This is a genomic window from Streptomyces sp. NPDC047061 (genome assembly GCF_040643955.1).
GTDB lineage: Bacteria > Actinomycetota > Actinomycetes > Streptomycetales > Streptomycetaceae > Streptomyces.
In genome coordinates, this window is sequence record NZ_JBEYVI010000018.1 from 60354 (window position 1) to 83153 (window position 22800).

The 22800-nt window shown below is 71.0% G+C and carries 22 protein-coding genes and 1 pseudogene; 13 read left to right on the top strand and 10 right to left on the bottom strand.

The window, feature by feature from the left end:
- The first annotated feature begins 205 nt into the window (after positions 1-205).
- The 4 genes and pseudogenes from ABZ887_RS25085 to ABZ887_RS25100 all read left to right on the top strand — a co-directional run.
- On the top strand, positions 206-1288 hold the full coding sequence (locus ABZ887_RS25085; protein ID WP_361293086.1) for a S1 family peptidase: 1083 nt from the start codon (positions 206-208) through the stop codon (positions 1286-1288).
- A 463-nt stretch (positions 1289-1751) separates the two neighbouring features.
- On the top strand, positions 1752-5204 hold the full coding sequence (gene dnaE / locus ABZ887_RS25090) for a DNA polymerase III subunit alpha (protein WP_361293088.1): 3453 nt from the start codon (positions 1752-1754) through the stop codon (positions 5202-5204).
- Complete coding sequence (locus tag ABZ887_RS25095) at positions 5201-6181, top strand: ImpB/MucB/SamB family protein (RefSeq protein ID WP_361293090.1); 981 nt, start codon at positions 5201-5203, stop codon at positions 6179-6181. Before dnaE ends, ABZ887_RS25095 begins: the two co-directional genes overlap by 4 nt.
- A 19-nt stretch (positions 6182-6200) precedes the next feature.
- Positions 6201-6722, top strand: a pseudogene (locus tag ABZ887_RS25100) (Gfo/Idh/MocA family oxidoreductase); the annotation flags it as partial.
- Positions 6723-6881: 159 nt separating this feature from the next.
- Here ABZ887_RS25100 and ABZ887_RS25105 read toward each other — a convergent pair.
- The 5 genes from ABZ887_RS25105 to ABZ887_RS25125 form a co-directional block, all read right to left on the bottom strand.
- Positions 6882-7850 (bottom strand): TIGR01777 family oxidoreductase, encoded by a 969-nt coding sequence (locus ABZ887_RS25105; protein ID WP_361293092.1) that lies wholly within the window; start codon positions 7848-7850, stop codon positions 6882-6884.
- A gap of 177 nt (positions 7851-8027) precedes the next feature.
- Positions 8028-8831, bottom strand: coding sequence for an ATP-binding cassette domain-containing protein (locus ABZ887_RS25110; protein WP_361293094.1), 804 nt, complete (start codon positions 8829-8831; stop codon positions 8028-8030).
- 2 nt (positions 8832-8833) lie between these two features.
- Complete coding sequence (locus ABZ887_RS25115; protein WP_361293096.1) at positions 8834-9898, bottom strand: ABC transporter permease; 1065 nt, start codon at positions 9896-9898, stop codon at positions 8834-8836.
- 98 nt (positions 9899-9996) lie between these two features.
- Complete coding sequence (locus ABZ887_RS25120) at positions 9997-11082, bottom strand: sugar ABC transporter substrate-binding protein (protein ID WP_361293098.1); 1086 nt, start codon at positions 11080-11082, stop codon at positions 9997-9999.
- Between the two features lie 476 nt (positions 11083-11558).
- Complete coding sequence (locus ABZ887_RS25125; RefSeq protein ID WP_361293301.1) at positions 11559-12569, bottom strand: LacI family DNA-binding transcriptional regulator; 1011 nt, start codon at positions 12567-12569, stop codon at positions 11559-11561.
- A 212-nt stretch (positions 12570-12781) separates the two neighbouring features.
- Here ABZ887_RS25125 and ABZ887_RS25130 point away from each other — a divergent pair, with 212 nt between their 5' ends.
- The 4 genes from ABZ887_RS25130 (at position 12782) to ABZ887_RS25145 (ending at position 16319) form a co-directional block, all read left to right on the top strand.
- Positions 12782-13963: a Gfo/Idh/MocA family oxidoreductase gene (locus ABZ887_RS25130; RefSeq protein ID WP_361293100.1), complete on the top strand. Its 1182-nt coding sequence runs from the start codon at positions 12782-12784 to the stop codon at positions 13961-13963.
- Between the two features lie 117 nt (positions 13964-14080).
- Complete coding sequence (locus ABZ887_RS25135; protein ID WP_361293102.1) at positions 14081-15094, top strand: sugar phosphate isomerase/epimerase; 1014 nt, start codon at positions 14081-14083, stop codon at positions 15092-15094.
- Positions 15095-15227: 133 nt separating this feature from the next.
- Positions 15228-15398 (top strand): hypothetical protein, encoded by a 171-nt coding sequence (locus ABZ887_RS25140; protein ID WP_361293104.1) that lies wholly within the window; start codon positions 15228-15230, stop codon positions 15396-15398.
- A gap of 60 nt (positions 15399-15458) precedes the next feature.
- On the top strand, positions 15459-16319 hold the full coding sequence (locus tag ABZ887_RS25145; RefSeq protein ID WP_361293106.1) for a sugar phosphate isomerase/epimerase: 861 nt from the start codon (positions 15459-15461) through the stop codon (positions 16317-16319).
- Between the two features lie 111 nt (positions 16320-16430).
- On the opposite strand, the gene ABZ887_RS25150 is transcribed toward ABZ887_RS25145, so the two are convergent.
- Entirely contained in the window at positions 16431-16805 is a 375-nt protein-coding gene (locus ABZ887_RS25150; RefSeq protein ID WP_361293108.1) for a cupin domain-containing protein, read from the bottom strand.
- A gap of 85 nt (positions 16806-16890) precedes the next feature.
- Between ABZ887_RS25150 and ABZ887_RS25155 the strand changes: the two genes are divergently transcribed.
- Both ABZ887_RS25155 and ABZ887_RS25160 read left to right on the top strand, forming a co-directional pair.
- Positions 16891-17337: a MarR family winged helix-turn-helix transcriptional regulator gene (locus ABZ887_RS25155; RefSeq protein WP_361293110.1), complete on the top strand. Its 447-nt coding sequence runs from the start codon at positions 16891-16893 to the stop codon at positions 17335-17337.
- Between the two features lie 170 nt (positions 17338-17507).
- Positions 17508-18368, top strand: a complete 861-nt coding sequence (locus tag ABZ887_RS25160) for an alpha/beta fold hydrolase (protein ID WP_361293112.1) — start codon at positions 17508-17510, stop codon at positions 18366-18368.
- A 73-nt stretch (positions 18369-18441) separates the two neighbouring features.
- On the opposite strand, the gene ABZ887_RS25165 is transcribed toward ABZ887_RS25160, so the two are convergent.
- Complete coding sequence (locus tag ABZ887_RS25165) at positions 18442-19389, bottom strand: lytic polysaccharide monooxygenase (RefSeq protein ID WP_361293114.1); 948 nt, start codon at positions 19387-19389, stop codon at positions 18442-18444.
- A 184-nt stretch (positions 19390-19573) separates the two neighbouring features.
- Here ABZ887_RS25165 and ABZ887_RS25170 point away from each other — a divergent pair, with 184 nt between their 5' ends.
- Positions 19574-20023, top strand: a complete 450-nt coding sequence (locus ABZ887_RS25170) for a GNAT family N-acetyltransferase (RefSeq protein WP_361293116.1) — start codon at positions 19574-19576, stop codon at positions 20021-20023.
- A 24-nt stretch (positions 20024-20047) separates the two neighbouring features.
- Here ABZ887_RS25170 and ABZ887_RS25175 read toward each other — a convergent pair whose 3' ends face one another.
- Positions 20048-20182, bottom strand: a complete 135-nt coding sequence (locus ABZ887_RS25175; RefSeq protein ID WP_302832631.1) for a hypothetical protein — start codon at positions 20180-20182, stop codon at positions 20048-20050.
- Between the two features lie 140 nt (positions 20183-20322).
- Here ABZ887_RS25175 and ABZ887_RS25180 point away from each other — a divergent pair, with 140 nt between their 5' ends.
- On the top strand, positions 20323-20937 hold the full coding sequence (locus ABZ887_RS25180; protein ID WP_361293118.1) for a class I SAM-dependent methyltransferase: 615 nt from the start codon (positions 20323-20325) through the stop codon (positions 20935-20937).
- Positions 20938-20947: 10 nt separating this feature from the next.
- On the opposite strand, the gene ABZ887_RS25185 is transcribed toward ABZ887_RS25180, so the two are convergent.
- Both ABZ887_RS25185 and ABZ887_RS25190 read right to left on the bottom strand, forming a co-directional pair.
- On the bottom strand, positions 20948-21448 hold the full coding sequence (locus ABZ887_RS25185; RefSeq protein WP_361293120.1) for a DUF402 domain-containing protein: 501 nt from the start codon (positions 21446-21448) through the stop codon (positions 20948-20950).
- Positions 21429-22358, bottom strand: coding sequence for a GNAT family N-acetyltransferase (locus ABZ887_RS25190; protein ID WP_361293122.1), 930 nt, complete (start codon positions 22356-22358; stop codon positions 21429-21431). The genes ABZ887_RS25185 and ABZ887_RS25190 overlap by 20 nt, the downstream gene beginning before the upstream one ends.
- A 69-nt stretch (positions 22359-22427) precedes the next feature.
- Here ABZ887_RS25190 and ABZ887_RS25195 point away from each other — a divergent pair, with 69 nt between their 5' ends.
- Positions 22428-22799, top strand: a complete 372-nt coding sequence (locus tag ABZ887_RS25195) for a GntR family transcriptional regulator (protein WP_361293124.1) — start codon at positions 22428-22430, stop codon at positions 22797-22799.
- Position 22800: the final 1 nt, after the last annotated feature.

Genomic DNA, 22800 nt, shown 5'->3' on the forward strand with positions numbered 1-22800 from the left:
GACTGGTGGCCGGCGACTGCGGGCCGGCGGCCGCCGGCCCGCACGATCCGCACACAGGGGGCGCACGACATCCGCGCACGCGAGACCTGAACTCGACCTTGTGTGCTCCCTGTGGGCCTCGGAATAGTAGGCGGCCGTCAACCAGCCTTCCGGTCTTCGAGGTCCCCACAACCTTGCGGGCCGACCCCCCACAGGAGGACATGAGTTGAAGCACCGACGCATACCCCGGCGCCGGGCGGCGCTCGCCGGCGCGGGTGTCGCCGCACTCGTCGCCGCCGGAGCGACCTTCCAGAGTGCGAACGCCAGCGAGCCCGCCGAGGCCGCCGCCGCACCGCGGATCCTGTCCGCCCCGGCGGCCGGAAAGCTCGCCTCGGCACTCGCCGCCGACCTCGGCACCGACGCGGCGGGCACCTACTACGACGCGCGGTCGAAGAGCCTCGTCGTCAACGTGCTCGACGACACCGCCGCCAAGGCCGTCGAGGCGGCCGGGGCCAAGGCGAGACTCGTCGCCAACTCCCTCGCCGAACTCGACGGCGCGCGCACCACCCTGAAGCAGGACGCGACCATTCCCGGTACCTCGTGGGCGACCGACCCGGTCGGCAACAAGGTCGTCGTCACCGCAGACCGGACGGTCACCGGGGCCGAGCTGGCCAAGCTCACCAAGGTCGTCGACGGACTCGGTGAGAAGGTCGAACTGCGCCACTCGAAGGGGGAGTTCAAGCCCCTCATCGCCGGCGGCGACGCGATCACCGGCTCGGGCGGCCGCTGTTCGCTCGGCTTCAACGTGGTCAAGGACGGCGAGCCGTACTTCCTGACCGCCGGGCACTGCACCGAGGCCATCTCCACCTGGTCGGACTCCGCCGGGACCGTGATCGGCCAGAACGCCCGGTCGAGCTTCCCGGGCAATGACTTCGGCCTGGTCAAGTACACCTCAGAGGTGGACCACCCGAGCGAGGTCGACCTCTACGACGGCTCCGCCCGGCAGATCACCGGCGCGGCCGAGGCGGCCGTGGGCATGAAGGTGACCCGCAGCGGCTCCACCACCCAGGTCCACGGCGGCACGGTCACCGGTCTCAACGCCACCGTGAACTACTCCGAGGGCACGGTGAGCGGCCTCATCCAGACCGACGTGTGCGCCGAGCCCGGCGACAGCGGCGGCTCGCTCTTCTCGGGCAGCAACGCGATCGGCCTGACCTCCGGCGGCAGCGGCGACTGCACCTCCGGCGGGGAGACGTTCTTCCAGCCGGTGACGGAGGCACTGTCGGCGACGGGGGCGGAGATCGGCTGACGGTGCCGGTGCCGGTGCTCCGGACCGGCTGACGGCTCCGGCGGGCCGCACTGGCTGACGGCTCCGGTGTCCCGGACCGGCTGACCCGCGTTGTATCGCTGCTGGGCCCCGCCCCCTCCGGGGAGGCGGGGCCCTTGGCATGCGCCGACGCCGGTCGATCATTACAGAGAGTGTCGCATCTGCTGCAGTGCGTCATGGGCGTGCTGCCCTCCCGGGTGATCGAGCGATCGGGCGGCCATGGCGAGGTGTGTGTCGTGGCGGTGGTTTCCCCCAACTGCGGTGGTCGGCCGAGGAGCTGACGGGGCGGTGCCTGTTTCGGACGTCGCCCACCTCCCCAAAGAATCGCTGATGTGTTCGAATACAGGTCGCCGACCGGGGCTGATGAGGCTAGAGTAATCGAACGGGCGTACGATGAACATATCGGGCGTATGGCTGAAAAGGGGTGGAGTGATGGAGGTGCGGCATGACGGGCTTCGCCCATCTGCACGTCGCGTCCGGTTACTCCGTCCGCTACGGCGCCTCCCACCCCGAGCAGCTCGTCCAGCGGGCGGCCGAGCGGGGCATGTCCGCGCTCGCGCTCACCGACCGGGACACGGTCACCGGGGCTGTTCGATTCGCACGGGCCTGTGCGAAGGAGGGAGTCCGGCCGGTCTTCGGCATCGATCTGGCGGTGCAGGCCCTTGCGCCTCCGCCGCCCGCCCAGCGGCGCCGCACCCCGGCCCGCGGCGGTGCGCACGTGGTCGAGCCGCCGCTGCGGTTCGTACTGCTCGCCCAGGACCGGGCGGGCTGGGCCCGGCTGTGCCGGATCACGTCGGCCGCCCATGTCGGTGCCATGTCCGGCGTGCCTCCGGTGGTGCCGTGGAAGGCGCTGCGCGAGTACGGCGGCCCCGGCCTGACCGTGCTGCTCGGCCCGCTCTCGGAGCCGGTGCGGGCGCTGTCGGTCGACCGGGAGGACGTCGCGGTGAGGCTGCTGGCGCCCTGGCAGGAGATCTTCGGAAGGGATGTCCGATTGGAAGCCGTCGCGCAGAAACGTTCCGGCACCGGACCGGGATCCCTGCGCCTGGCCGCCCGCACCCTGGCGCTGGCCGACCGCACCGGCACGACCGCCGTGCTCTCCAACGCGGTCCGCTACGCCGACCCCGGCCAGCACCGCCTCGCCGACGTCCTGGACGCCGCCCGGCTGCTGCGGCCGATCGACCGGCGCCGGCTGGACAGCGGACAGCGCTGGCTCAAGGACGAGAGAGGGACGGCGGCCGTCGCCCGCATGATCGCCGAATGCGCCGGAGCGGACCCCCGCCGGGCCCGTCGGCTGATGGCGGACACCGTCGCCACCGCGGACGCGTGCACCGTCGACCCGAAGGCGGACCTCGGCCTCGGCACCCCGCACCTCCCCGAACCGTCGCTCTTCGGCGCCGGGCCGGAAACGGGCGGTGCGGCCCGACTGCTGCGGCAGAAGTCCGAGGACGGCCTGGCCCGACGCGGCCTCGACCGCGACCGGGCGGCACTCACCCGGCTGGACGAGGAGCTCGCCGTCATCTCCCACTGGAACTACGACGCGTACTTCCTCGCCGTCGGACAGGTCGTCGCCGACATCCGGGCCAAGGGCATCCGGGTTGCCGCCCGCGGCTCCGGCGCCGGCTCCCTGGTCTGCCACGCCCTGGACATCGCCACCGCCAACCCGCTCGACCACAGCCTGCTGTTCGAACGCTTCCTGAGCAGACGCCGGGAGTCACTGCCCGACATCGACATCGACGTGGAGTCCGCCCGCCGCCTGGAGTGCTACGACACGATCTTCGAACGCTTCGGCAAGGAGCGGGTGGCGGTGACCGCGATGCCCGAGACCTACCGGGCACGCCGGGCCCTCAGGGACACCGGTCTCGCGCTGGGGATCGCCCCCGCCGACGTCGACCGGATCGCCAAGAGCTTCCCGCACCTGCGCGCCTGCGACATCACCGGCGCCCTCGCCGAACTGCCCGAACTGCGGCAACTGGCCGCCGAGGCGCACCGCTACGGCCCCCTGTGGGAACTCGCCCAGGGCCTCGACTCCCTGGTCCACGGCATGGCCATGCACCCCTGCGGCGTGGTCATCAGCGACGCCACGCTCCTGGACCGGCTGCCGGTGCAGCCCACGCCGCAGGGCGACTACCCCATGGCCATGGCCGCGAAGGAGGAGATCGAGGCGCTGGGCAACATCAAACTGGACGTCCTGGGCGTGCGCATGCAGTCCGCGATGGCCCACGCGATCGCGGAGATCGAACGCACCACCGGCGACCGCATCGACCTGGACGACCCCGGGCAGGTGCCGCTCGACGACGTCTTCGCCTTCAAGCTCATCCAGGCCAGCCAGACCCTGGGCCTGTTCCAGCTGGAGTCGCCCGGCCAGCAGGACCTCCTGTCCCGGCTCCAGCCCCGCGATGTGCAGGACGTCATCGCCGACATCAGCCTCTTCCGTCCCGGCCCGGTCGCCGGTGGCATGCCCGAGCGGTACATCGCCGCCCGCCACGGCGGCGCCCCCGCCTACGCGCACCCGGACCTGGAGCCGGTGCTCTCCGACACCTACGGCGTGACCATCTGGCACGAGCAGATCATCGAGACCCTGCGGGTGCTGACCGGCTGCGACCGGGCCTTCGGGGAGATCACCCGGCGGGCGCTCGGCGACAAGGAGCAACTGCCCGGGATCAGGGACTGGTTCCACGAGAAGGCACGCGCGCGCGGCTACAGCGCGGCCGTCCGGGAGGAGGTGTGGAAGACGGTCGAGGCCTTCGGTGCGTACGGCTTCTGCCGGGCCCACGCGGTCGCCTTCGCCGTGCCCGCGCTGCAGAGCGCCTGGCTCAAGGCGCACTACCCGGCGTTCCTGCTGGCAGGCCTGCTCGAACACGACCCCGGGATGTGGCCCAAGCGGGTCCTGGTCGCCGACGCCCGCCGGGGCGGTGTCCAGGTGCTGCCCGTCGATGTCAACAACTCCCGGGTGAAGCACACCGTGGAGAAGGCCGACGGAGACCGATGGGAGGTACGCCTCGCCCTGTCCGGGGTGCGCGGCATCAGTGAGGAGGAGTGTGCCCGGATCGAGGAGGGGCAGCCGTACGGATCGCTGTCGGACTTCTGGCAGCGGGCCCGGCCCAGCAGACCGGTCGCCGAACGCCTCGCCGAGATCGGTGCCCTGAACTGTCTCCACGACGGCCGCCTCACCCGCCGTGACCTGCTGCTCCAGATCGCCGAACTCCATCGCCAGTCCCGCAACCGGACCGCGGGTTCAGGTCAACTGCCCATCGACGCGGGTGCCGTCGGCGGGGCCGAGCCGAGCGGTCTGCCGGAGATGACCGGCCGCGAGGCCCTGAGCGCCGAGCTGAACACCCTCGGCATCGACGTCTCCCGGCACCTGATGGAGCACCACCACCGGTTGCTGCGCGAGATCGGCGCGACCGACGCGGCGCACCTGGCCGGGATGCGTGCCGGTCAGCAGGTCCTCGTGGCCGGGGTGCGGGCTTCGACCCAGACCCCGCCGATCGCGAGTGGCAAGCGGATCATCTTCGTGACGCTGGAGGACGGGTCCGGGCTGGTCGACCTGGCGTTCTTCGAGGACTCCCACCCGGCCTGCGCGCACACCGTCTTCCACAGCGGGCTGCTCCTCGTCCGTGGCACGGTCCAGGTGCGCGGCACCCGTCGTACCGTCGTCGGCACGATGGCCTGGGATCTGGACGAGATCGCCGCGGCCCGCCGTGACAACGGTCCCGAGGCCGCGCTCGCCCTCCTCGGCCGGAGCCGCCCGCATCCGACCCCCGCCCAGCCGCACCGCACCCTGGTCGACGGCACCGCGGGCGCGCGCCTCCACCCGTACGCCGACCTCCAGCCGGCCGGCACCCGCTCGGCGGACCTGAAGAAGTTCGGCCACCGCAGCCCCGGGAGCGCGGGATGAGTACGCGGCAGCGGCACATCGCCCACCTCCACCTGCACGCCTCACTGAGCGAGGCCCAGTACGCTGATATAATCGAACTGGTGTCCAATGTCACGCCTCACGTCCAAGCCGTCCCGCCCAACGCCGTGCAGCTGGACCTGACGTCGGCGCTCCGGTACTTCGACCTGTCCCCGTACGACATGGTCCAGACGACGATGATGAGGTTGCAGGCCCTCTACGGCATCGACTGCAGCGCCGGGCTCGCGGGCAACCGCATGCTCGCGGCGATGGCGGCCGACGCGTCCGCGCCGGGGGAGACGACCTGGGTGCCCACCGCCGACGCGGCCGACTGGCTGTATCCGCGGCCGGTCACCGCGCTCCCGGGGATCGGCCGGGCCACGGCGGAGACGCTCGGCAGATACGGCCTGCACACCATCGGCCAGGTTGTCGACCTGCCCGCGGGAACCCTGCAGCGGCTTCTCGGCACGGGCCCCGCCCGGCTGCTGGCCGAGCGCGCCCGCGGCCGCGACCCCCGCCCGGTCACCCCCTCGGAACCGGCCGCGCACCTGGCCGCCGACCTGGTGCTCGACCGGGACTGTCTCGATCCGGTGCAGCATCACCGGGCGATCCTGGGGCTCGCCGAACAGCTCGGCGGGCGCCTGCGCGGCGAACGCCGGGTGGCTGGCCGGCTCACCCTCACGGTGCGGTATGCCGATCGCAGTTCCAGTACGCGTACGCGTGCGCTGCCGGAGCCCACCGACCACTCACCCGCCCTCGCCGCAGCGGCCCTGGGTCTGCTGACCTCCCTCGGGCTGCAGCGCGCACGAGTCCGCGCCTTCGTGATCCGCGCCGATGCCCTGCTGCCGGCCGACGGCGCCTACCGGCAGCTCTCGCTGGATCCCGGCGACGCCCGCGCCCGCGCCGCAGAGGTCGCCGCGGACCGGGCCCGCCGCCGCTTCGGACCGGAGGCTGTACGGCCAGCCTCCCTGGCGGGCTGACCGCTGCGCCAAGAACCGCTTGGCGGCGCTCGATTCCGCGGTCCATGAGGTCGATGTCCTGCGCTGGCTCCTTGACGACGAGATCGTCTCCGCCCAGGTGGTCCTGCCGCGGTCCACGAGCAAGCGGTCCGGGCACCTGAAGGACCCGCAGATCATGCTCTTCGAGACCGCCAGGGGCGTCCGCGTCGACCTGGAGGTCTTCGTCAACTGCCGGTACGGCTACGACATCCAGTGCGAGACCGTGGGGGAGGAGGGCCTGGTCCGGCTGCCCGATCCGGCCGCGGTGGGCGTGCGTACCGCGGGTCAGCACAGCACGGAGGTTCTCACGGACTGGGTGGGGCGGTTCGTGGACGCCTTCGACACGGAGTTCCGTGAGTGGATCGGCGACGTGGCGGCGGGCAGGGAGCCCACGGGGCCGTCCGCCTGGGACGGCTATGCCGCGACCGTCATCTCCAACGCGACGGTCGAGGCGCGGAAGTCGGGTCGTGTCGTCACCACGGACATGAAGCCCCGGCCCGCCTTCTGCGGCGGGGCCGAGTGAGGACCGCCCTCGGCTCCGGCGCCCTGCACGCCTGACACCAGCGACACCCGGTGCAGGCAGGGCGGCGTAATTCAGGAGGTCTGTCCGGTTTGATCACGTGATGCCGAGGCCGGCCAGGGCCCGACGGGGCGGCCAGGCCGGCCGCCGTCCCGGATCCGTTCACCGGCGTGCCGCGGAACCGCCTCCGACCCGTTCGCGCACCCGGCGCACCAGCTCGTCCGCGGCCTGCGGCCACTGTGCGTACTGGAAGTCGAAGCCTGCCTGGGTCAGCCGGCCCGGGACGACACGGCGGCTCTTCAGCAGCAGCTCGGTGTCGGAACGCAGAGCGAACGCGCCGACCTCGGCCATCCACTTGGTCGCCGGGAGACCCACCGGTACACCCCACGCGGAGCGCAGGGTGCGCATGAATGTGCGCTGCGGCAGGGGATGCGGAGCAGCCAGGTTCACCGGCCCTGCGATGTCCTCCCGGTCGATCAAGAACTCCACCGCGCGCACGAAGTCGTGTTCGTGGATCCACGACACGTACTGTGCTCCACCGGCGACCGGGCCGCCGAGACCCAGGCGGGCCAGTCCCAGCAGGACGGCGAAGACCCCGCCGGTGTCCGGGCTCATCACCATGGCCGAGCGCAGAGCGACCTTGCGCGTGGCCGGCGTTTCGGCCTGCTGCTGAGCCTGCTCCCAGGCCTTGGCGATCTCGACGCTGTACGCCCAGTAGTCCGGGACGCCCGGTTCGGTACCGCCGATCACGCCGGTGGCCTCGTCGTTGGGGGCGTCGATGCGGTGCGCGTACACCGTGGCGGTGCTCATCTGCAGCCAGGCCCGGGGCGGTCGGGCAGCGCCCGCGATCGCGGCGCCCACGACCCGGGTGGAGTCGACCCGGGAATCCATCATTTCCTGCAGATTGGCCGGCGTGTACCGGCAACTCACCGTGCGTCCGGCCAGATTGATGACGATGTCGCTGCCGTCCACCGCCGCCGTCCATGGCCCCAGGGTCCGACCGTCCCATGGGACCTCGCCCTCGCGCCCGGGGCGTCTGGTGAGAATCACGACCTCATGGCCGGCGGCGTCGAGTGCGCGCTTCAGGACCGCGCCGACCTGTCCGGTGCCCCCAGGAATCACGATCTTCATCGGTTCCCCCTCCTTCGTCTCGGATGACCCTAGACCAAAGAGTTGAACGTGTTCAAAACTATGGAGTGCAATCCACGATTTCAGCCGGCCTCGACGTGCGACACAGGGCAGACGGCAGCGCGGAAGGTGCGGGTGAGGCGCGGTCCCCGGCCGTGCCTCACCCGCCTTGTCTGCTGCTCATACCTCGGTGTCGGCGTCCGCCTGGAGTTGGGCCAGTTCGGCTTCGAGGTGGGCCATCGCCTCGCCGCCGGCCATCAGGTCGGTGATCTCCTCGCGGGTGCGTTCGCCCTTGCGGAAGTCGTCGGCCTTCTGACCGCGGATGAGGACGGCGAAGTGGTCGCCGACCATCATGGCGTGGCGCACGTTGTGGGTGACGAGGATGACCGCGACGCCCTTGGCGCGGGCCTGCATGACGATCCGCAGGACGTGGGCGGCCTCCTTGACGCCGAGGGCGGCGGTGGGCTCGTCGAGGATGAGGACGTTGGCGCCGAAGTAGACGGCGCGGGCGATGGCGAGGGCCTGGCGTTCGCCGCCGGAGAGGCTGCCGACCAGGCGGTTGCCGTCGGTGACGCGGGTGATGCCGAGGGACTGCATCTCGCGGACCGCGATCTGACCCGCGAGCTTCTTGTCGAAGAGCTTGAACGGGCCGAAGCCCTTGGTGGGTTCGGCGCCGACGAAGAAGCAGCGGCCGACGCCCATCAGCGGGAACGTGCCGCCGAACTGGTGCACCGTCGCGATGCCCCGGGCGCTCGCGTCGCGCGGGCTGTCGAACTCGATCGGCTTGCCGTCGACCTCGATGGTGCCGGAGGTGGGCTTGTGGAACCCCGAGAGGATCTTGATCAGGGTGGACTTGCCGGCGCCGTTGTCGCCCAGCAGGCACAGCACCTTGCCGGCTTCCACCTTCAGGGAGATGTCCGTGAGTGCGTTGGTGCCGAGGAACGACTTGCTGACGTCGGTCAGGCGCAGAAGGGGTGCGGTCATGGTCAGGCCTTCTTCGCGGTGCGGGGCTTGTACGACAGGGCGAGCCGGCGGAACGTGTTGTTCATCAGGACGGCGGCGAGGATGAGGATGCCGAGGATCAGGCTGGCCCAGTCGGAGTTCCAGCCGGTGTAGTAGATGCCCTGGTTGACGATGGCGAAGGTCAGCGTGCCGAGGACGACGCCGAAGACGGATCCGTAGCCGCCGGTGAGCAGCACGCCGCCGACGACGACGGCGATGATGGAGTTGAAGACGAAGGACTGGCCGTTGGCGACCTGGGCGCCGTTGTAGAGGATGGTCTGGATCACGCCGACCAGGGCGGCACCGAAGCCGCTGGCCATGTAGAGGGCGATCTTGACCTTGTCGACGGGGATGCCGGTGGCGCGGGCGCTCTCCTTGTCGCCGCCGATGGCGAAGATCCAGTTGCCGTACTTCATCAGCTGCAGCAGCACCGTGACCACGACGGCGATGCCCAGCCACCAGAAGATCGCGACCTCGAACTGACCCGCGATGAGCGTGCCGAACAGTGCCTTGGACAGCGGGTCCGGGCTGACCGGGACGCTGGTGGTGCCGGTGGCGATACGGGACAGGCCCAGGGTGAGGCCGGCCATGCCGGAGAGCGTGGCCAGCGTGATGACCAGGGAGGGGACGTTGGTGCGGGTGACGAGGATGCCGTTGAGGAGGCCGGTCAGCAGGCCCAGGGCGAGGGCGAGCACGATACCCACGATCATCGGGGCGCCCCAGTGACCGGAGACGATGGCCAGCGTCATCGAGCTGCCCGCCAGCACCGAGCCCACGGACACGTCCAGTTCGCCGGCGATCATCAGCAGGCCGACCGGGATGGCGATGATGCCGAGTTCGGCGGCGATGTTCAGCCAGCTCGCCGCGCCCGCGGGGGCCAGGAACTTCGTCCCGCCGAAGATCGCGAAGAAGACGAAGACGGTGATGGTTCCGATGAGCGCGCCCGCCTCGGGACGGTGCCGCAACTGCCCCAGTACGCTCTCGGACTGCTTCGGTGGGGCGGCCGCGATCTCTTTCTCGGCCGTCGTGTCAGGAAGTGAGGTTGTCATCGGAGTGAAGTCACCTTTGAGAATCCGGTTGTGCTGAGGGGCCGGTTCGGGGGAGGGGTGCCGGGCCGGGGGAGAGGCCCGGCACCCCGGTGGGTGGGTCAGCGGACGCCGGCCTTGGTGCCTGCGATCGCCTTGTCGACGTTGTCCTTGGTGACCAGCAGTGGGCCGGTCAGGATCGGGTTCTGCGGCGGGAGCACGCCGTAGGACAGGTACTGGTCGGCCATCGAGACGACGTAGAAGCCCTGGAGGTAGGGCTGCTGGTCGATGGCGAACAGCTGGGTGCCGTTCTTGATGCGGTCGAGCTGGCTCTGCGAGAGGTCGAAGGTGCCCAGCTGGACCTTGCTGGTGGCGTTCGCCTGCTTGATGGCGGCGGCCGCGCTGTCGGCGTCACCGACGCCGATCGTCACGACGGCGTCGATGCTGCCGTCCTTCAGCAGTGCGCCCTTGATCGCCTGGGTGACGGCGGAGGGGTTGCCGAAGTTCGAGGAGGGCAGCGGGAGCTGCTTGGAGGAGGAGCCCTTGCTGGTGGCGCCGTCCTTGATGCCCTTGCAGCGGGCCTCCTGGTTGGCCGAACCGGGCACGGTGTTGATGCAGAGGATGTTCTTGGCGCCCTCTTCGGCGAACTTGACGCCGCCCGCCTTGCCCGCCTGGTAGTCGTCCGAGCCGATGTACTTCACGGCACCGACCTTGTCGGCCGCCTCGATGCCGCCGGAGTTGTAGATGAAGACCGTGATGCCCTTGGCGATGGCCTGCTTGATCGCGGAGTCCTGGTTCTCGGGCACCCAGTCCGGCACGAGGATCGCCGTCGGGTTCTGCGAGATGGCGGTCTGGGTGAGTTTGGCGACGTCCGGGCCGAGGTTGTCGTAGTTGGCCGGGCCGAGGTAGGTGACGGTGCCGCCACCGGCCTTGACCAGCTTCGTCGCGTCGTCGACACCACGTTTGACGGTGGACCAGAAGGGGTCGTCGGACTTGCCGCCGATGACGACGACGGAGACCTTGCCGGTCTTCGCTGTGGTGGTCGTGGAGCCGGTCGTGGCCGTCGCCTTGCCCGCGTCGTCGCCGGTGGCCTTTCCGCTGGCGCACCCGGTCAGCGCGGTGGCCGCCAGGGCGAGCAGGCTCACCGCGGTCAGGCCACGTCTGGAGAGGCGGCGGTCGGACGGCCGCCGGGTCTGCGTGCGTTCCATGTGCTGGGGTGCTCCTTCGTGTGATGCCGGGCGGTGCGTGAGCGGGGCCGGGCATGGCTCGGGATGTGCTGGTGTGCGAAGCGGGTCGCACACAGGCCCGGGGAGAGTCCGGCACGCTTGCGGTACCGGGTGCTTCGCCTGGACGGGCTCGGAGGGGTCGGCGATCAGCGGAACGGCTCTTCGCGGGGTGCCCGGGCACCGATTCACGGCAACGCCGGGCTGGGTGATGGGGGGGCGGATCGCGATGTTTTAAATCGCTTTAAGCGGTGGCCAGAGCATGCTTGTGTTTCGGATACGTGTCAAGGGTTTGTTCAGACATGCATGCCGCCCCGTTATTCGCCCGAGGAAAACTGTATTTGCCATGTATTTCCCGCGCGTGCGGCCGGGCTCACGGCCCGACGAGGCACACCACGGCCGCCGCGCACCGAGTGGAACGGCGGGGTCGGCGGGGTGGCAGCGGCAGTGGGGCGGCAGGGTCAGCGGGGCGGCGCGGTCGTACCGCGGACGACGAGGGAAGGGGCGAGGACGATCTCGCGGGGCTCGGTACGCCCTTGATCAAGGCGTTCGACGACGGCGAGGGCGGCCTGGCGCGCCTGTTCCTCGGCCTCCTGGCTGACCGTGGTCAGATCGAAGCAGGCCAGCCGGGACAGGGTGTCGTCGTCATAGCCCACGACGGAGACATCGCCGGGGACATTCACCCCGGCCCCCCGCAGGGCGGTGAGCATGCCGATGGCGCTCCGGTCGTTGAACGTCACCACGGCGGTCGGCAGCTCGCCGCTGTCGAGCAGGTGCCGGCCGACCCTGTCGCCGGCCTCCTCGGTGAGGTCGCCGCGGAGGATCCTGATCTGCGCGTCGAGACCGTGACGGCGCATGGCGTCCCGGTAGCCGCGGCGCCGGTCGGTGGCGATGACGCCCTTGCCGCCGTCGACGTAGGCGATCGCACGGTGGCCGAGGCCCACCAGATGGTCGACCACCTGGCCGACTCCGTCGTCGTCGGCGCTGCGTACGACGTCGAGACTGGTTCCGGTGATCCGGCGCCCCAAGGAGACGACGGGCGCCCTGCGGGCGAGTTCGGCGAGGGCGGCGGCGGGGGCCACCGGACCGAGCAGGATCAGCGCCTCGCAGCGGAAGGCCAGGAGCGTCTCGATGGCCGTGTTCTCGTCCCGGGTCCGGGTCTGGGTGCTCAGGACGAGGTCGTAGCCGACCTCCTCGGCCGCTGTGTACAGGTGCTCGACCAGCTCCGCGTGGAAGGGGCTGTGCACGTCGACCATGACCCCGAGCAGCCTGCTGCGCCTGCTGGCCAGGGCGCTGGCGGTGCGGTCGGGGCGGTAGCCGAGGTCGGCGGCCGCCTTCAGGACCCGCTGCCGGGTGCGCTCGCTGGGACCGGGCACGCCCCGCAGCACCAGGGACACCGACGCCGTCGAGAGACCGACGCGGGCGGCGACGTCCTCCAGCCGGGGACGCTGAACCGCGCCGTTGCCGCTCATGGGAGCGGCGGAGCCGGGCTCGTCCACGCGACCTCCTGCGGTTTTGCGGAAACACCCTTGACATCTGTCTGTGACGCCGCCGATAGTACCAGGACTTAAAACGCTTTAAACAAGGTCTTGATCGATTCGGCCCGGAACGGGCCCGGAGTCCCACGACTCCCAGCCTCCACGTCCCCAGTCACGGCGCACCGCCGCGCCGGAGAGGAACCACCATGAGCACACGGCCGATCAGGGTTGCGGTCATCGGCGCCGGGATGGCGGGCCGGGCCCACCTCAACGGGTACCGGCAGGCCGCGACGCTGTACGGTGCCGGGCTGCCCGAGGTGCGGCTGGTCGCCGTCGCCGACGCGCACGAGCCCTTCGCCCTGGACGCCGCCCGCCGCTACGGCTTCGAGCGTGCCGAGACCGACTGGCGGGCGATCGCCGAGGCCGACGACATCGACGCGGTCAGCGTCGTGGTCGCCAACCACCTGCACCGCGAGATCGTCGAGGCCCTGCTGGCGGCCGGCAAGCACGTGCTGTGCGAGAAGCCGCTCGCACCGACCGTGGCCGACGCCGAGGCCATGGTGAAGGCCGCCGAGGGCACCGGCCTGGTGGCCGCGACCGGCTTCACCTTCCGCCGTTCCCCCGCGATCAACGCCGTACGGGAGCAGGTGCTGGAGGGCCCGCTGGGGCCGGTCCAGCACTTCAACGGGCACTACTGGTGCGACTACGGGCACAACCCGGACGCCCCGATCAGCTGGCGTTACCGGGGGCCGCTCGGCTCGGGCGCGCTGTCGGACATCGGCAGCCACCTCATCGACCTCGGCGAGTACTTCTGCGGCCCGGTGCGGAGCGTGCAGGGTGCCGTGCTGTCCACCCAGGTGCCGGACCGGCCCGTGCCGCTCGGCACCGCGGTCGGGCACTCGGCCGACGTGGCGGTGAGCCAGGAACGCGAGCGGGTCGAGAACGACGACATCGCCACGTTCACCGCGACGTTCACCTCCGGCGCCGTCGGCACCTTCTCCGTCTCGCGCATCGCCCGGGGCCTCGCCAACTCCCTGGGTTTCGAGGTGTTCACGAAGGGCGGCGCGGCGACCTTCGAACTCTCGCGTGCCGCGGAGTTCACCATCGCCGACGCGGCCGCCGCCGACCCGGTGGACGGCTACCGCCGGGTGGTGGTCGGCCCCGGCCACCCCTATATCGCCGGCGGCCTGCCCATGGACTTCCCGAGCGTCGGCCACGGTCAGCACGAGTTCTTCGTCTGGCAGGCCCGCGCCTTCCTGGAGCAGATCGCGGGCCTCGACCGGCTGCCGCCCTGCCCCACCCTCGCCGACGGGCTGCACAACCTGCGCGTCATCGACGCCGTCGTCGCCTCCGCGGACGCGGGCGGCAAGGCCGTCACCGTCCGGTGACCCGAGCACCCGAGCCGTTCGCCGCGCCCGCACGCCACCCCCGAAACGGCACCCGCACCGCCACTTCCGAGCAGGCACCCGCACCGCCAATCCCGAGAAGGACCGAGGAAACACACGATGAAGCTGGGCCTCTACAACGCGATCCTGCACGACCGGCCGCTGCCTGAGGCGATCAAGGTCGTCGCCGATCTCGGTCTGACCGGTCTTGAGGTCAACACCGGTGGCTTCCTGCCGCCGGCGCACGTGCCGACCTTCGACGACATCCTCGTCAGCGACACCGCCCGCGACGACTTCCTCGGCCTCTTCGAGGGCACCGGCGTCTCCATCGCCGGCCTCAACGCCAACGGCAACCCGCTGCATCCGAACCCCGTCATCGGCGAGAAGCACGCCGAGGACATCCGCCGCTCCATCCGGCTGGCCGAACGCCTCGGCCAGCACCGCCTCGTCACCATGTCCGGGCTGCCCGGCGGCGAACCGGGCGCGACCCGCCCCAACTGGATCGTCAACGCCTGGAACTCCGCGGCCCTGGACGTCCTGGACCACCAGTGGAAGATCGCCGCCGACTTCTGGCGCGAGACCGACCGCCTCGCCCGCGACCACGACGTCAAGGTCGCCCTGGAGCTGCACCCGCAGAACGTCGTCTTCAACTCCGCCGACATCCACAAGCTCATCGACCTCACCGGCGCCACCCGCGTCGGTGTCGAGCTGGACGCCTCGCATCTGTTCTGGCAGCAGATGGACCCGGTCGCGGTCGTCCGCCACCTCGGCGAGCTGGTCTTCCACGCCGCCGCCAAGGACGTCCGCGTCAACCCCGGGCACGCCGCCCTCAACGGCGTCCTCGACAACAGCTTCCGCCGCCTGTCGCCCGACGAGCCGCGCACCAACCTCGGCGGCGACGAATGGGCCAACGAGTGGCCCAAGGCGTCCGCGTGGGACTTCGTCGCGCTCGGCAAGGGGCACGACGTGGCCTACTGGACGGAGTTCCTGCGCGCCCTGCACGAGGTCGACCCGGACATGCTGGTCAACATCGAGCACGAGGACACCGAACTCGGCCGCGTCGAGGGCGTCGCCGTCGCCGCCGGGGTGCTCAAGGCCGCCGACGCGGCACTGCAGGAGAGCCTGCGGTCGTGATCGCCTGGGCGAGCTACCCCTACCAGGGCCAGGTCGTCCTGGTCACGGGGGCCGGTACCGGCATCGGCTTCGACACCGGCCGCGTTCTGGCACTGACACCTACGATGCCGCGGCCTGGCAGCGCCTGCGGTCGGTGAACCTCGACTCGGTCATCGGCCTCGCCCGGCTGACCGTGCCGTTGCTGGGCGACCCCGCGAGCCCCGATGCCGGATGCATCACGGGAACCGTGATCCCCGTCGACGGCGGCACCAGCGCCTCCAGCGGGACACCCCGTCCCAGGGAAGCGACCTCCGTCCCCGCGTAGCAGAAAGCGGTCCTCGCCCGGGCTGCCGGGGACCTCGAACGCCAAGGAGTACCCACCACCATGAAGATCGCCCTCGATCCGTACATGATCCGCCACGTCCCGCTGCTCGAACTGCCCGCCGTGGTGGCGGAGCTGGGCTACGAGTGGATCGAGCTGTCGCCGCGCGAGGACTTCATCCCGTTCTTCCGCCATCCGCGCGTCGACGACGCCACGGTCGCGAAGTTCCGCAAGTCCCTGGCGGCCGCCGGGGTCGGAATCTCCTCCGTGCTGCCGCTGTTCCGCTGGTCAGGGCCGGACGAGGACGCGCGCCAAGCCGCCGTACGGTACTGGAAGCGGGCCATCCAGATCGCCGCGGACCTCGGGGTCACCAGCATGATCTCCGAGTTCAACGGCCGGCCGGAGGAAGCCGACCGCAGCGAGGCCCAGTTCTGGAGGTCCATGGACGAGCTCCTCCCGCTGTTCGAGCGCGAGGGCATCAAGCTCGCCCTGGAGCCGCACCCCGACGACTTCATCGAGAACGGCCACGACGCGGTCAACTTCATCCGCGGCATCAACCACCCGGGCGTCACCTTCCTCTACTGCGCCCCGCACACCTTCCACATCGGCGACGACGCCCCCGGCATCATCAAGCACGCGGGCGACCTCCTCACCCACGTCCACCTCGCCGACGGCTTCGACCACACCGCGTCCTCCGGCAACCGCTACATCCTCAACCCACCCGGCACCGCGGCCCGCGTCCACCAGCACCTGAACATGGGCGAGGGCGAGGTCGACTTCGACGAGCTCTTCCGCGAACTGCACGCGAACGGCTTCGACGGCACCCTCACCGCCTGCGTGTTCGCCTGGGAGGAGAAGGCGAAGGAGTCCTCACTGTTCATGCGGGAGAAGATCAACGAATACCTGGCCACCTGGGGTGAGTGACCGCCCGCTGATGTCGGTGGGGGCGGGGGCCCGCACCGTGCGGCTCGGGGCAGGTGAAGACGCGGGAGAGGAAGACGTCGCGGACCCGGGCGGGCGGCGCGCTCCGCTGTGTCAGTTGGCCCACGGCGGCACGATGCGGGTGCCGTCGGTCAGTTCGGCCTCCAGGCCGATGGAGGTGGTGACCCAGGAGAGCGCGGTGTGGTCGGTCGGGTTCTCGACGGCGAGGGTGGCGCCGGGGTTGACGATGACGGTGTCGCCGGCGCGGATGCGGTCGGTGCGGCCGTCGAGGGTGATCAGGAGTTCGCCGACGAGCAGGTGGAAGATCTCCTCCCGGTTGACGGTGTGGGCGGGGGCCCTGGTCCCGGCGGGTATCTCCCCTCGCCAGGCGCACAGTTCCTTGCTGCCGGTGCGGGGGGTGGCGTAGGAGACGAAGCGGGCGCCGTGGGTCTCGTGGGTGGTGGCCTCGGCGGAGCGGACGACGGGCATGGGCGCCTCCTGGGAAGATGGTCAAGCTGCTTGACTGTATGGTCAAGCTGCTTGACCGGTTCGTCAAGGGTGTTTCAATGCCCCCGTGCAGAACTCCGAGGCCATGGCCCTGTCCGCAGCCCTGCTCGCCGCAGCCGGTGAGCTGACCCGGCGTATCGACGAAGGGGTCGTCGCCCGCGGGTTCGAGGGGGTCAGGCCCGCCCACGGCTTCGCCTTCGCGCGGCTCGCCCCGGGCGGTGCCACCGTCACCGAACTCGCCGCGCACCTCGGGGTGACCAAGCAGGCGGCGAGTCAGCTTGTCGACGACATCGTGCGCAAGGGGTATGCCGAGCGCCGGCCGCACCCCGGGGACGCGCGGGCGCGGCTGATCGTGCTCACCGAGCGGGGGTGGGCGTGCACGCGGGCCGCGGAGGAGGCGGCCGCGGAGGTCGTGCGGGGGTGGGCGGATGTGCTGGGGGAGGGGGAGGCGCGCGTGTTGCGGGAGTGTTTGGGCCGTATCGCGCCCTATGGTCCCCTCAGGCCCAGCTGGTGACATCCCGTCAGGTGGGTGGTGTGCGGCTGGTTACTCAGAAGTTTTACCGACGCGTAACTTCACGCTTGCACTACTCGTCCGTAACTTGATGAGTGAACAGCATCCTTCGTGATCCGGATCACAGGGCGTAAGGCCGTCGCACCTCCCTTGAGCCGCAAGGAGATCACACGATGCTGCCCTGGAAACGAGTGCTCAGACCCCTCACCGCGGTACTCCTCGCCGCCGCTGTCGCCACCGTTCCCGCCGCCACCGCCCACGCGTCCAGTGCCCCCACCACCGGCTGGAACGACTACTCCTGCCACCCCTCCGCCGCCCACCCGCGCCCGGTGATCCTGGTCCACGGCACCCTCGGCAACTCCGTCGACAACTGGCTCTCCCTCGCCCCGTACCTGGAGGACCGCGGCTACTGCGTCTTCTCCCTCGACTACGGCCAGCTGGACGGCGTCCCCGTCTTCTACGGCCTCGGCCCCATCGACAAGTCGGCAGAGCAACTCTCCGCCTTCGTAGACAAAGTGCTCGCCGCGACCGGCGCCGCCAAGGCCGACCTCGTCGGCCACTCCCAGGGCGGCATGATGCCCCGCTACTACCTGAGGTTCCTCGGCGGCGCCGCCAAGGTGAACGCCCTCGTCGGCCTCGCCCCCGACAACCACGGCGCCACCATCAGCGGCCTCACCAACCTGCTGCCGTACTTCCCCGGCGCCGAAGACCTGATCAAGGCCAGCACCCCCGGCCTCGCCGACCAGATCCCCGGCTCCGCCTTCCTCACCAAGCTCAACGCGGGCGGCGACACCGTCCCCGGGGTGCACTACACGGTCATCGCCACCAAGTACGACGAGGTGGCCACGCCCTGGCAGAGCCAGTACCTGAGCGGCTCCGACGTCCACAACGTCCTGCTCCAGGACCTCTGCTCGCTCGACTTCTCCGAGCACGTGGCGATCGGGCTCTTCGACCGGATCGCGTTCCATGAGGTGGCCAACGCGCTCGACCCCGCGCATGCCGCCACCACCACCTGTGCGTCGGCGTTCAGCTGAGCCGCTGCCCAACTGAACGCCGCCGGGGCCTGTCCGACCTGAGCCGCCGGTCAGGCCCCGGAACCATGAGGGATCAGCGTCGCGGCGCCCGCCGCCGTACCGACAGGAAGAGCGTGCTGGAGCCCAGCGCCAGGGCGGCCGCCCCGCCGATCGCGAGGTACGGCGTGGAGCCGTCGCCGCCGGTCGCGGCGAGTGCCGGCTCCTGGCTTCCGGCCGGCTCGGGCGCGTTGGCCTCCGTTGCCGGTGCGGTCGATGTGGCCGGTTCGGCCGATGTGCTCGCGTCGTCGTCGCCGTGACCGCCGTGCTCGATCGTCGACTTGTCGGCACCGGCCGCGATCTGCTCGTCGGTGGGGGCGGAGGCGGCCGGGGCGGCGCCGGTGGCGGTTCCGGCGGCTCCGAAGTCCACGTCCGAGCAGGAGTAGAAGGCCTCCGGGCTGTCCGAGCGCTGCCAGATCGCGTACAGCAGCTGGCGGCCGGTGCGCTCGGGGAGGGTGCCGGAGAACGTGTAGAAGCCGCCGGCGGCGACCGGGTCGGTGGCCGTCGCCACCGGGTGGTCGAGATCCAGGTCCGCCCAGGCCAGCGGCTTGGCCGGGTCGTAACCGGACTTGGTGAGATACACCTTGAAGGTGCCCTTGTGCGGCGCGGTCACCCGGTACCTGAAGGTGTACGACCCGCCGCTGACGTTCGTGGCCGGCCAGTCGGCGCGGGCCAGGTCGAGGCCCTTGAACTCGTCGTTGTTCGCGCTGCACAGCTTCCCGTCCGGGATCAGCGCCTGGTGCTGCCCGTTCGCGTCACCGATGCGGATGCCGTTCCAGTCGTAGAGGGCCTGGGTGCCACCGGCGGCGACCGCCGCCTTGCAGGCGTCCGACTTCGGGCTCTCCGGGTTCTCCGCGTAGCACTGGGCGACCCGGCTGACCGGGTCCCCCATCGTGCCGTGCGCGGACGCGGGCGCGGCGGCGAACGTGACCGCACCCACGCCGAGCGCGACGGCGGCGGCGACCTGACGGCGTGTTGCGAGCATGCGGAAACTCCTCGGAACGGTCCCTGGGGGCGGGCTCGGTGCCGCCGGGCTGGATCCCGTGGGGGCGATCAGAAAGCTAGCCCCAAGAAACCGTGGAATCGCCTGCTGGGAGCGGGCGGCGGAGATCCTTATGGTCGCCTTAAGGGAGTGTTCGGACTGCGCTGAGGTAGTTAGCGTTCACGCCATGACCAACGACGAGATCCGGCCCGCCCGGGCCGCCGACGTACCGGCCGTGAAGGCCGTCACGGATATGGCGTACCACCCCTACATCGCGCGGATCGGGGTGGTGCCACAGCCCATGGAGGCGGACCACATGGCGAACGTGGGCGCGGGCCGGGTGTTCGTCGTCGGGGAGCCGGTGATCGGGCTCGTCGTCATCGAGGTCCGCGACGACCACCTGTTCCTCGACAGCATCGCCGTCCACCCCGACGCGCACGGCCAGGGGGTGGGACGGCGGCTGCTGGAGTTCGTGGACGCACGCGCGCATGCGCTCGGCCTGTCCGAGGTCAGGCTCTACACGAACGCGCTGATGTGGGAGAACCAGAAGCTCTACCCGAAGCACGGTTACGAAGTCGTCGAGCGGCGTGTGGACGGGCCGTACGACCGCATCCACTACCGCAAGCGGCTGGGCTGAAAGGCCCGCGGCGAACGGGCCCGGTCAGCCGTCCGGCCACCAGGTCCGTGCGATGTCCTTCCGCACCTCCGGGCGTCCGGCGGGGCGCTCGTCGGCCTCCTCGCGGGTCCGGCGGCGGTCCGTCCTCTTCAGGGGCTTCTGCACGGTTTCGCGGCGCATGGCTGCCTCCTTCAGTGCCTACCGAGATCCGTGTTGGCACGGAGGTAGACGCTTTTGGCGAGAGTTCCTCATCGATGCCGGTCTGTCAGTGGTCGCTGTCACACGGATCGAGTGTCAGTGGTGGGTGTCACGCTGGGGGCATGACGAACGACAGTGATCGGACAGTTGCGGCGAGTGTCGACTGGGATGCGCAGGCCGCCACCTTCGACGCGGAGCCCGATCATGGGCTGGGTGCGCCCGAGGTCCGCGCGGCCTGGGCGGAGCGGCTCCGGACGTGGCTGCCCGCCCGTCCCGCCGACGTCCTCGACCTCGGCTGCGGCACCGGCAGCCTGGCCCTCCTCGCCGCCGAGCAGGGCCACCGCGTCACCGGGGTCGACAGCTCCCCGGCGATGGTGGAGCGGGCCCGCGCCAAGCTCGCCGGCCGTGACGCGGCGTTCCTGCTCGGCGACGCGGCGGCACCCCCGGTGGGCGAGCAGCTGTTCGACACCGTGCTCGTACGCCATGTGCTGTGGACGCTGCCCGACCCCGCGCGCGTGCTGCGGCACTGGCGTGGGCTGCTCCGGCCCGGAGGGCGGTTCGTGCTGGTGGAGGGCGTGTGGGGGACCGTCACCCCGGTCGGCATACCCGCCGACCGGCTCACCGGCCTGCTGGCCCCGCTCACCGCGGAGCTGCGGATGGAGCGGCTGTCGGCGGACGCGGTGCTGTGGGGGAAGGAGGTGAGCGACGAGCGGTACGCGGTGGTGGCGACGGTGTAGCGGGGGCGCTTCAGGTGAGCAGGGCCTCGAAACCGCCCGCACCGGCCAGGGTCTCCAGTGCGTCGAGGGCCGCCACCGCAGCCTCGGCGGCCTTCGGGTCCCGCTCCGTCAGCCCGCTCTCGGCGAACTCGTCCTCGTCCAGGCGCCGTACGTCCGTGCCGTCGGCGGAACGCCACAGGTCCAGGTCGAGATCCTCGACGACCAGCTCGCCGCCGGTGAGCGTCGCCGGGCGGGTGATGTCGCAGTACCAGCCCTTCAGCGTGCCGTCGGCGGTGCGGACCTCCTTCACTGCGTACCAGCGGTCGCGCCAGTAGAACTCGGTGAAGACATCGCCCTGTTCGAAGCGGACGAAGCCGAAGTCACGGGTCACGTCACCGGCCCACGGGGCGCGTACGGCGATCCGGGTGCCGTCGTCGTGCAGCAGCTCGGCGGGGTAACGGATCTTCGTGCGGCCCGCCTTGACCAGGACGACGTCCACCGTCGTCGTGGGCTCAGCCGAGTTCGCGGACATACCTGACCTCCGTTGCGCAGACTTCGTATCCGAACCACTTGTTGATCGCCAGCATCGGGCCGTTGCCGCTGTCGTTGCCCGTGAAGGCGTGGGTGAAGCCGGCGGCGCGGGCGCGGTGCAGGGAGTCGTTCTTGGCGAGCTTGGCCAGGCCCCGGCCGCGGAAGGCACGGGCCGTGCCGGTCATGACGGTGCCGTAGCCGGTGGCGCCGTCGGTGCGGGCCGCGCTGAACGCGGCGGGGTGGCCGTCCACCAGGACGACCGAGGTCAGCTCCCGGCTGAACAGCGGGTGCCGCCAGGTCTCGTCCAGCCAGGCCTCGTAGTCGGCGAACTCGATGTCGATGTCGCTCGGTTCGTCCCGTGTGGTCTCCGCGTCGAGGGCGAAGAGCGGGCGCGGGTCGTCGGCGAAGTCGGCGGCCGTGCGCAGTTCGACGCCGGGCGGGGGAGTCCGGAGCGCGGGGAGCGTGCCGTGCGCGAGGTCGAGACGGAGGAAGTGGGCGGAGCGGCGCTCGGTGTAACCGCGGCGCTCGGCGAAGGCACGGTTGGACGGGGTGTCCAGGACCCAGGCGTACGACATGGTCGCGCCCACGGCCGACAGATACGTCTCCGCCGTACGGGCGAGGAGGGCGCCGGCGCCCCGGCCGGTGCGCTCCGGATGCACGTACACGTTGGCGAAGCCCTGGCCCGGCTCCGGGCTCTCGTGCGCGAGGCCGACCTGGGCCGTGCCGATGATCTCGCCGTCCTCCTCCGCGACCAGCTGGCGGAAGCGCATGGCGGGGTGGGCGTGGGCCCGGTCGTGGACCAGGGACTCCGGCGTGAACAGCATGTAGGGCAGGGCCAGGTGCCGGACCCGGACGAAGCCCTCGGCGTCGGACCGGACGTCGGGGCGCAGGTCGCGCACGATCACTGTCATGGGGCGCACGCTATGCGGGACGTGTACGGGGTGCCTCTCATTTTCCGGTGGGTGCGGGAGAATCGGGCCGTGACCTTGAAGATCCACATCGATGACAGCGCGCCGCCGTACGAGCAGGTACGGGCGCAGATCTCCGAACAGGCGCGGGGCGGGGTGCTGCCGGTCGGGTACCGGCTGCCGACGGTGCGTGGGCTGGCCGAGTCGCTGGGCCTGGCGGTGAACACCGTGGCCAAGGCGTACCGGGCGCTGGAGACGGAGGGCGTGATCGAGACCCGTGGACGCAACGGGACGTTCGTCGCGGCGGCGGGATCGGCCGCGGAACGCGAGGCGTCCTCGGCCGCACAGGCGTACGCCGAGCGCGTACGGCGCCTGGGCCTGCCGGAGGACGCGGCACTGGCAGCCGTACACGATGCCCTGCGGGCGGCTTACGGGGAGGGCTGAG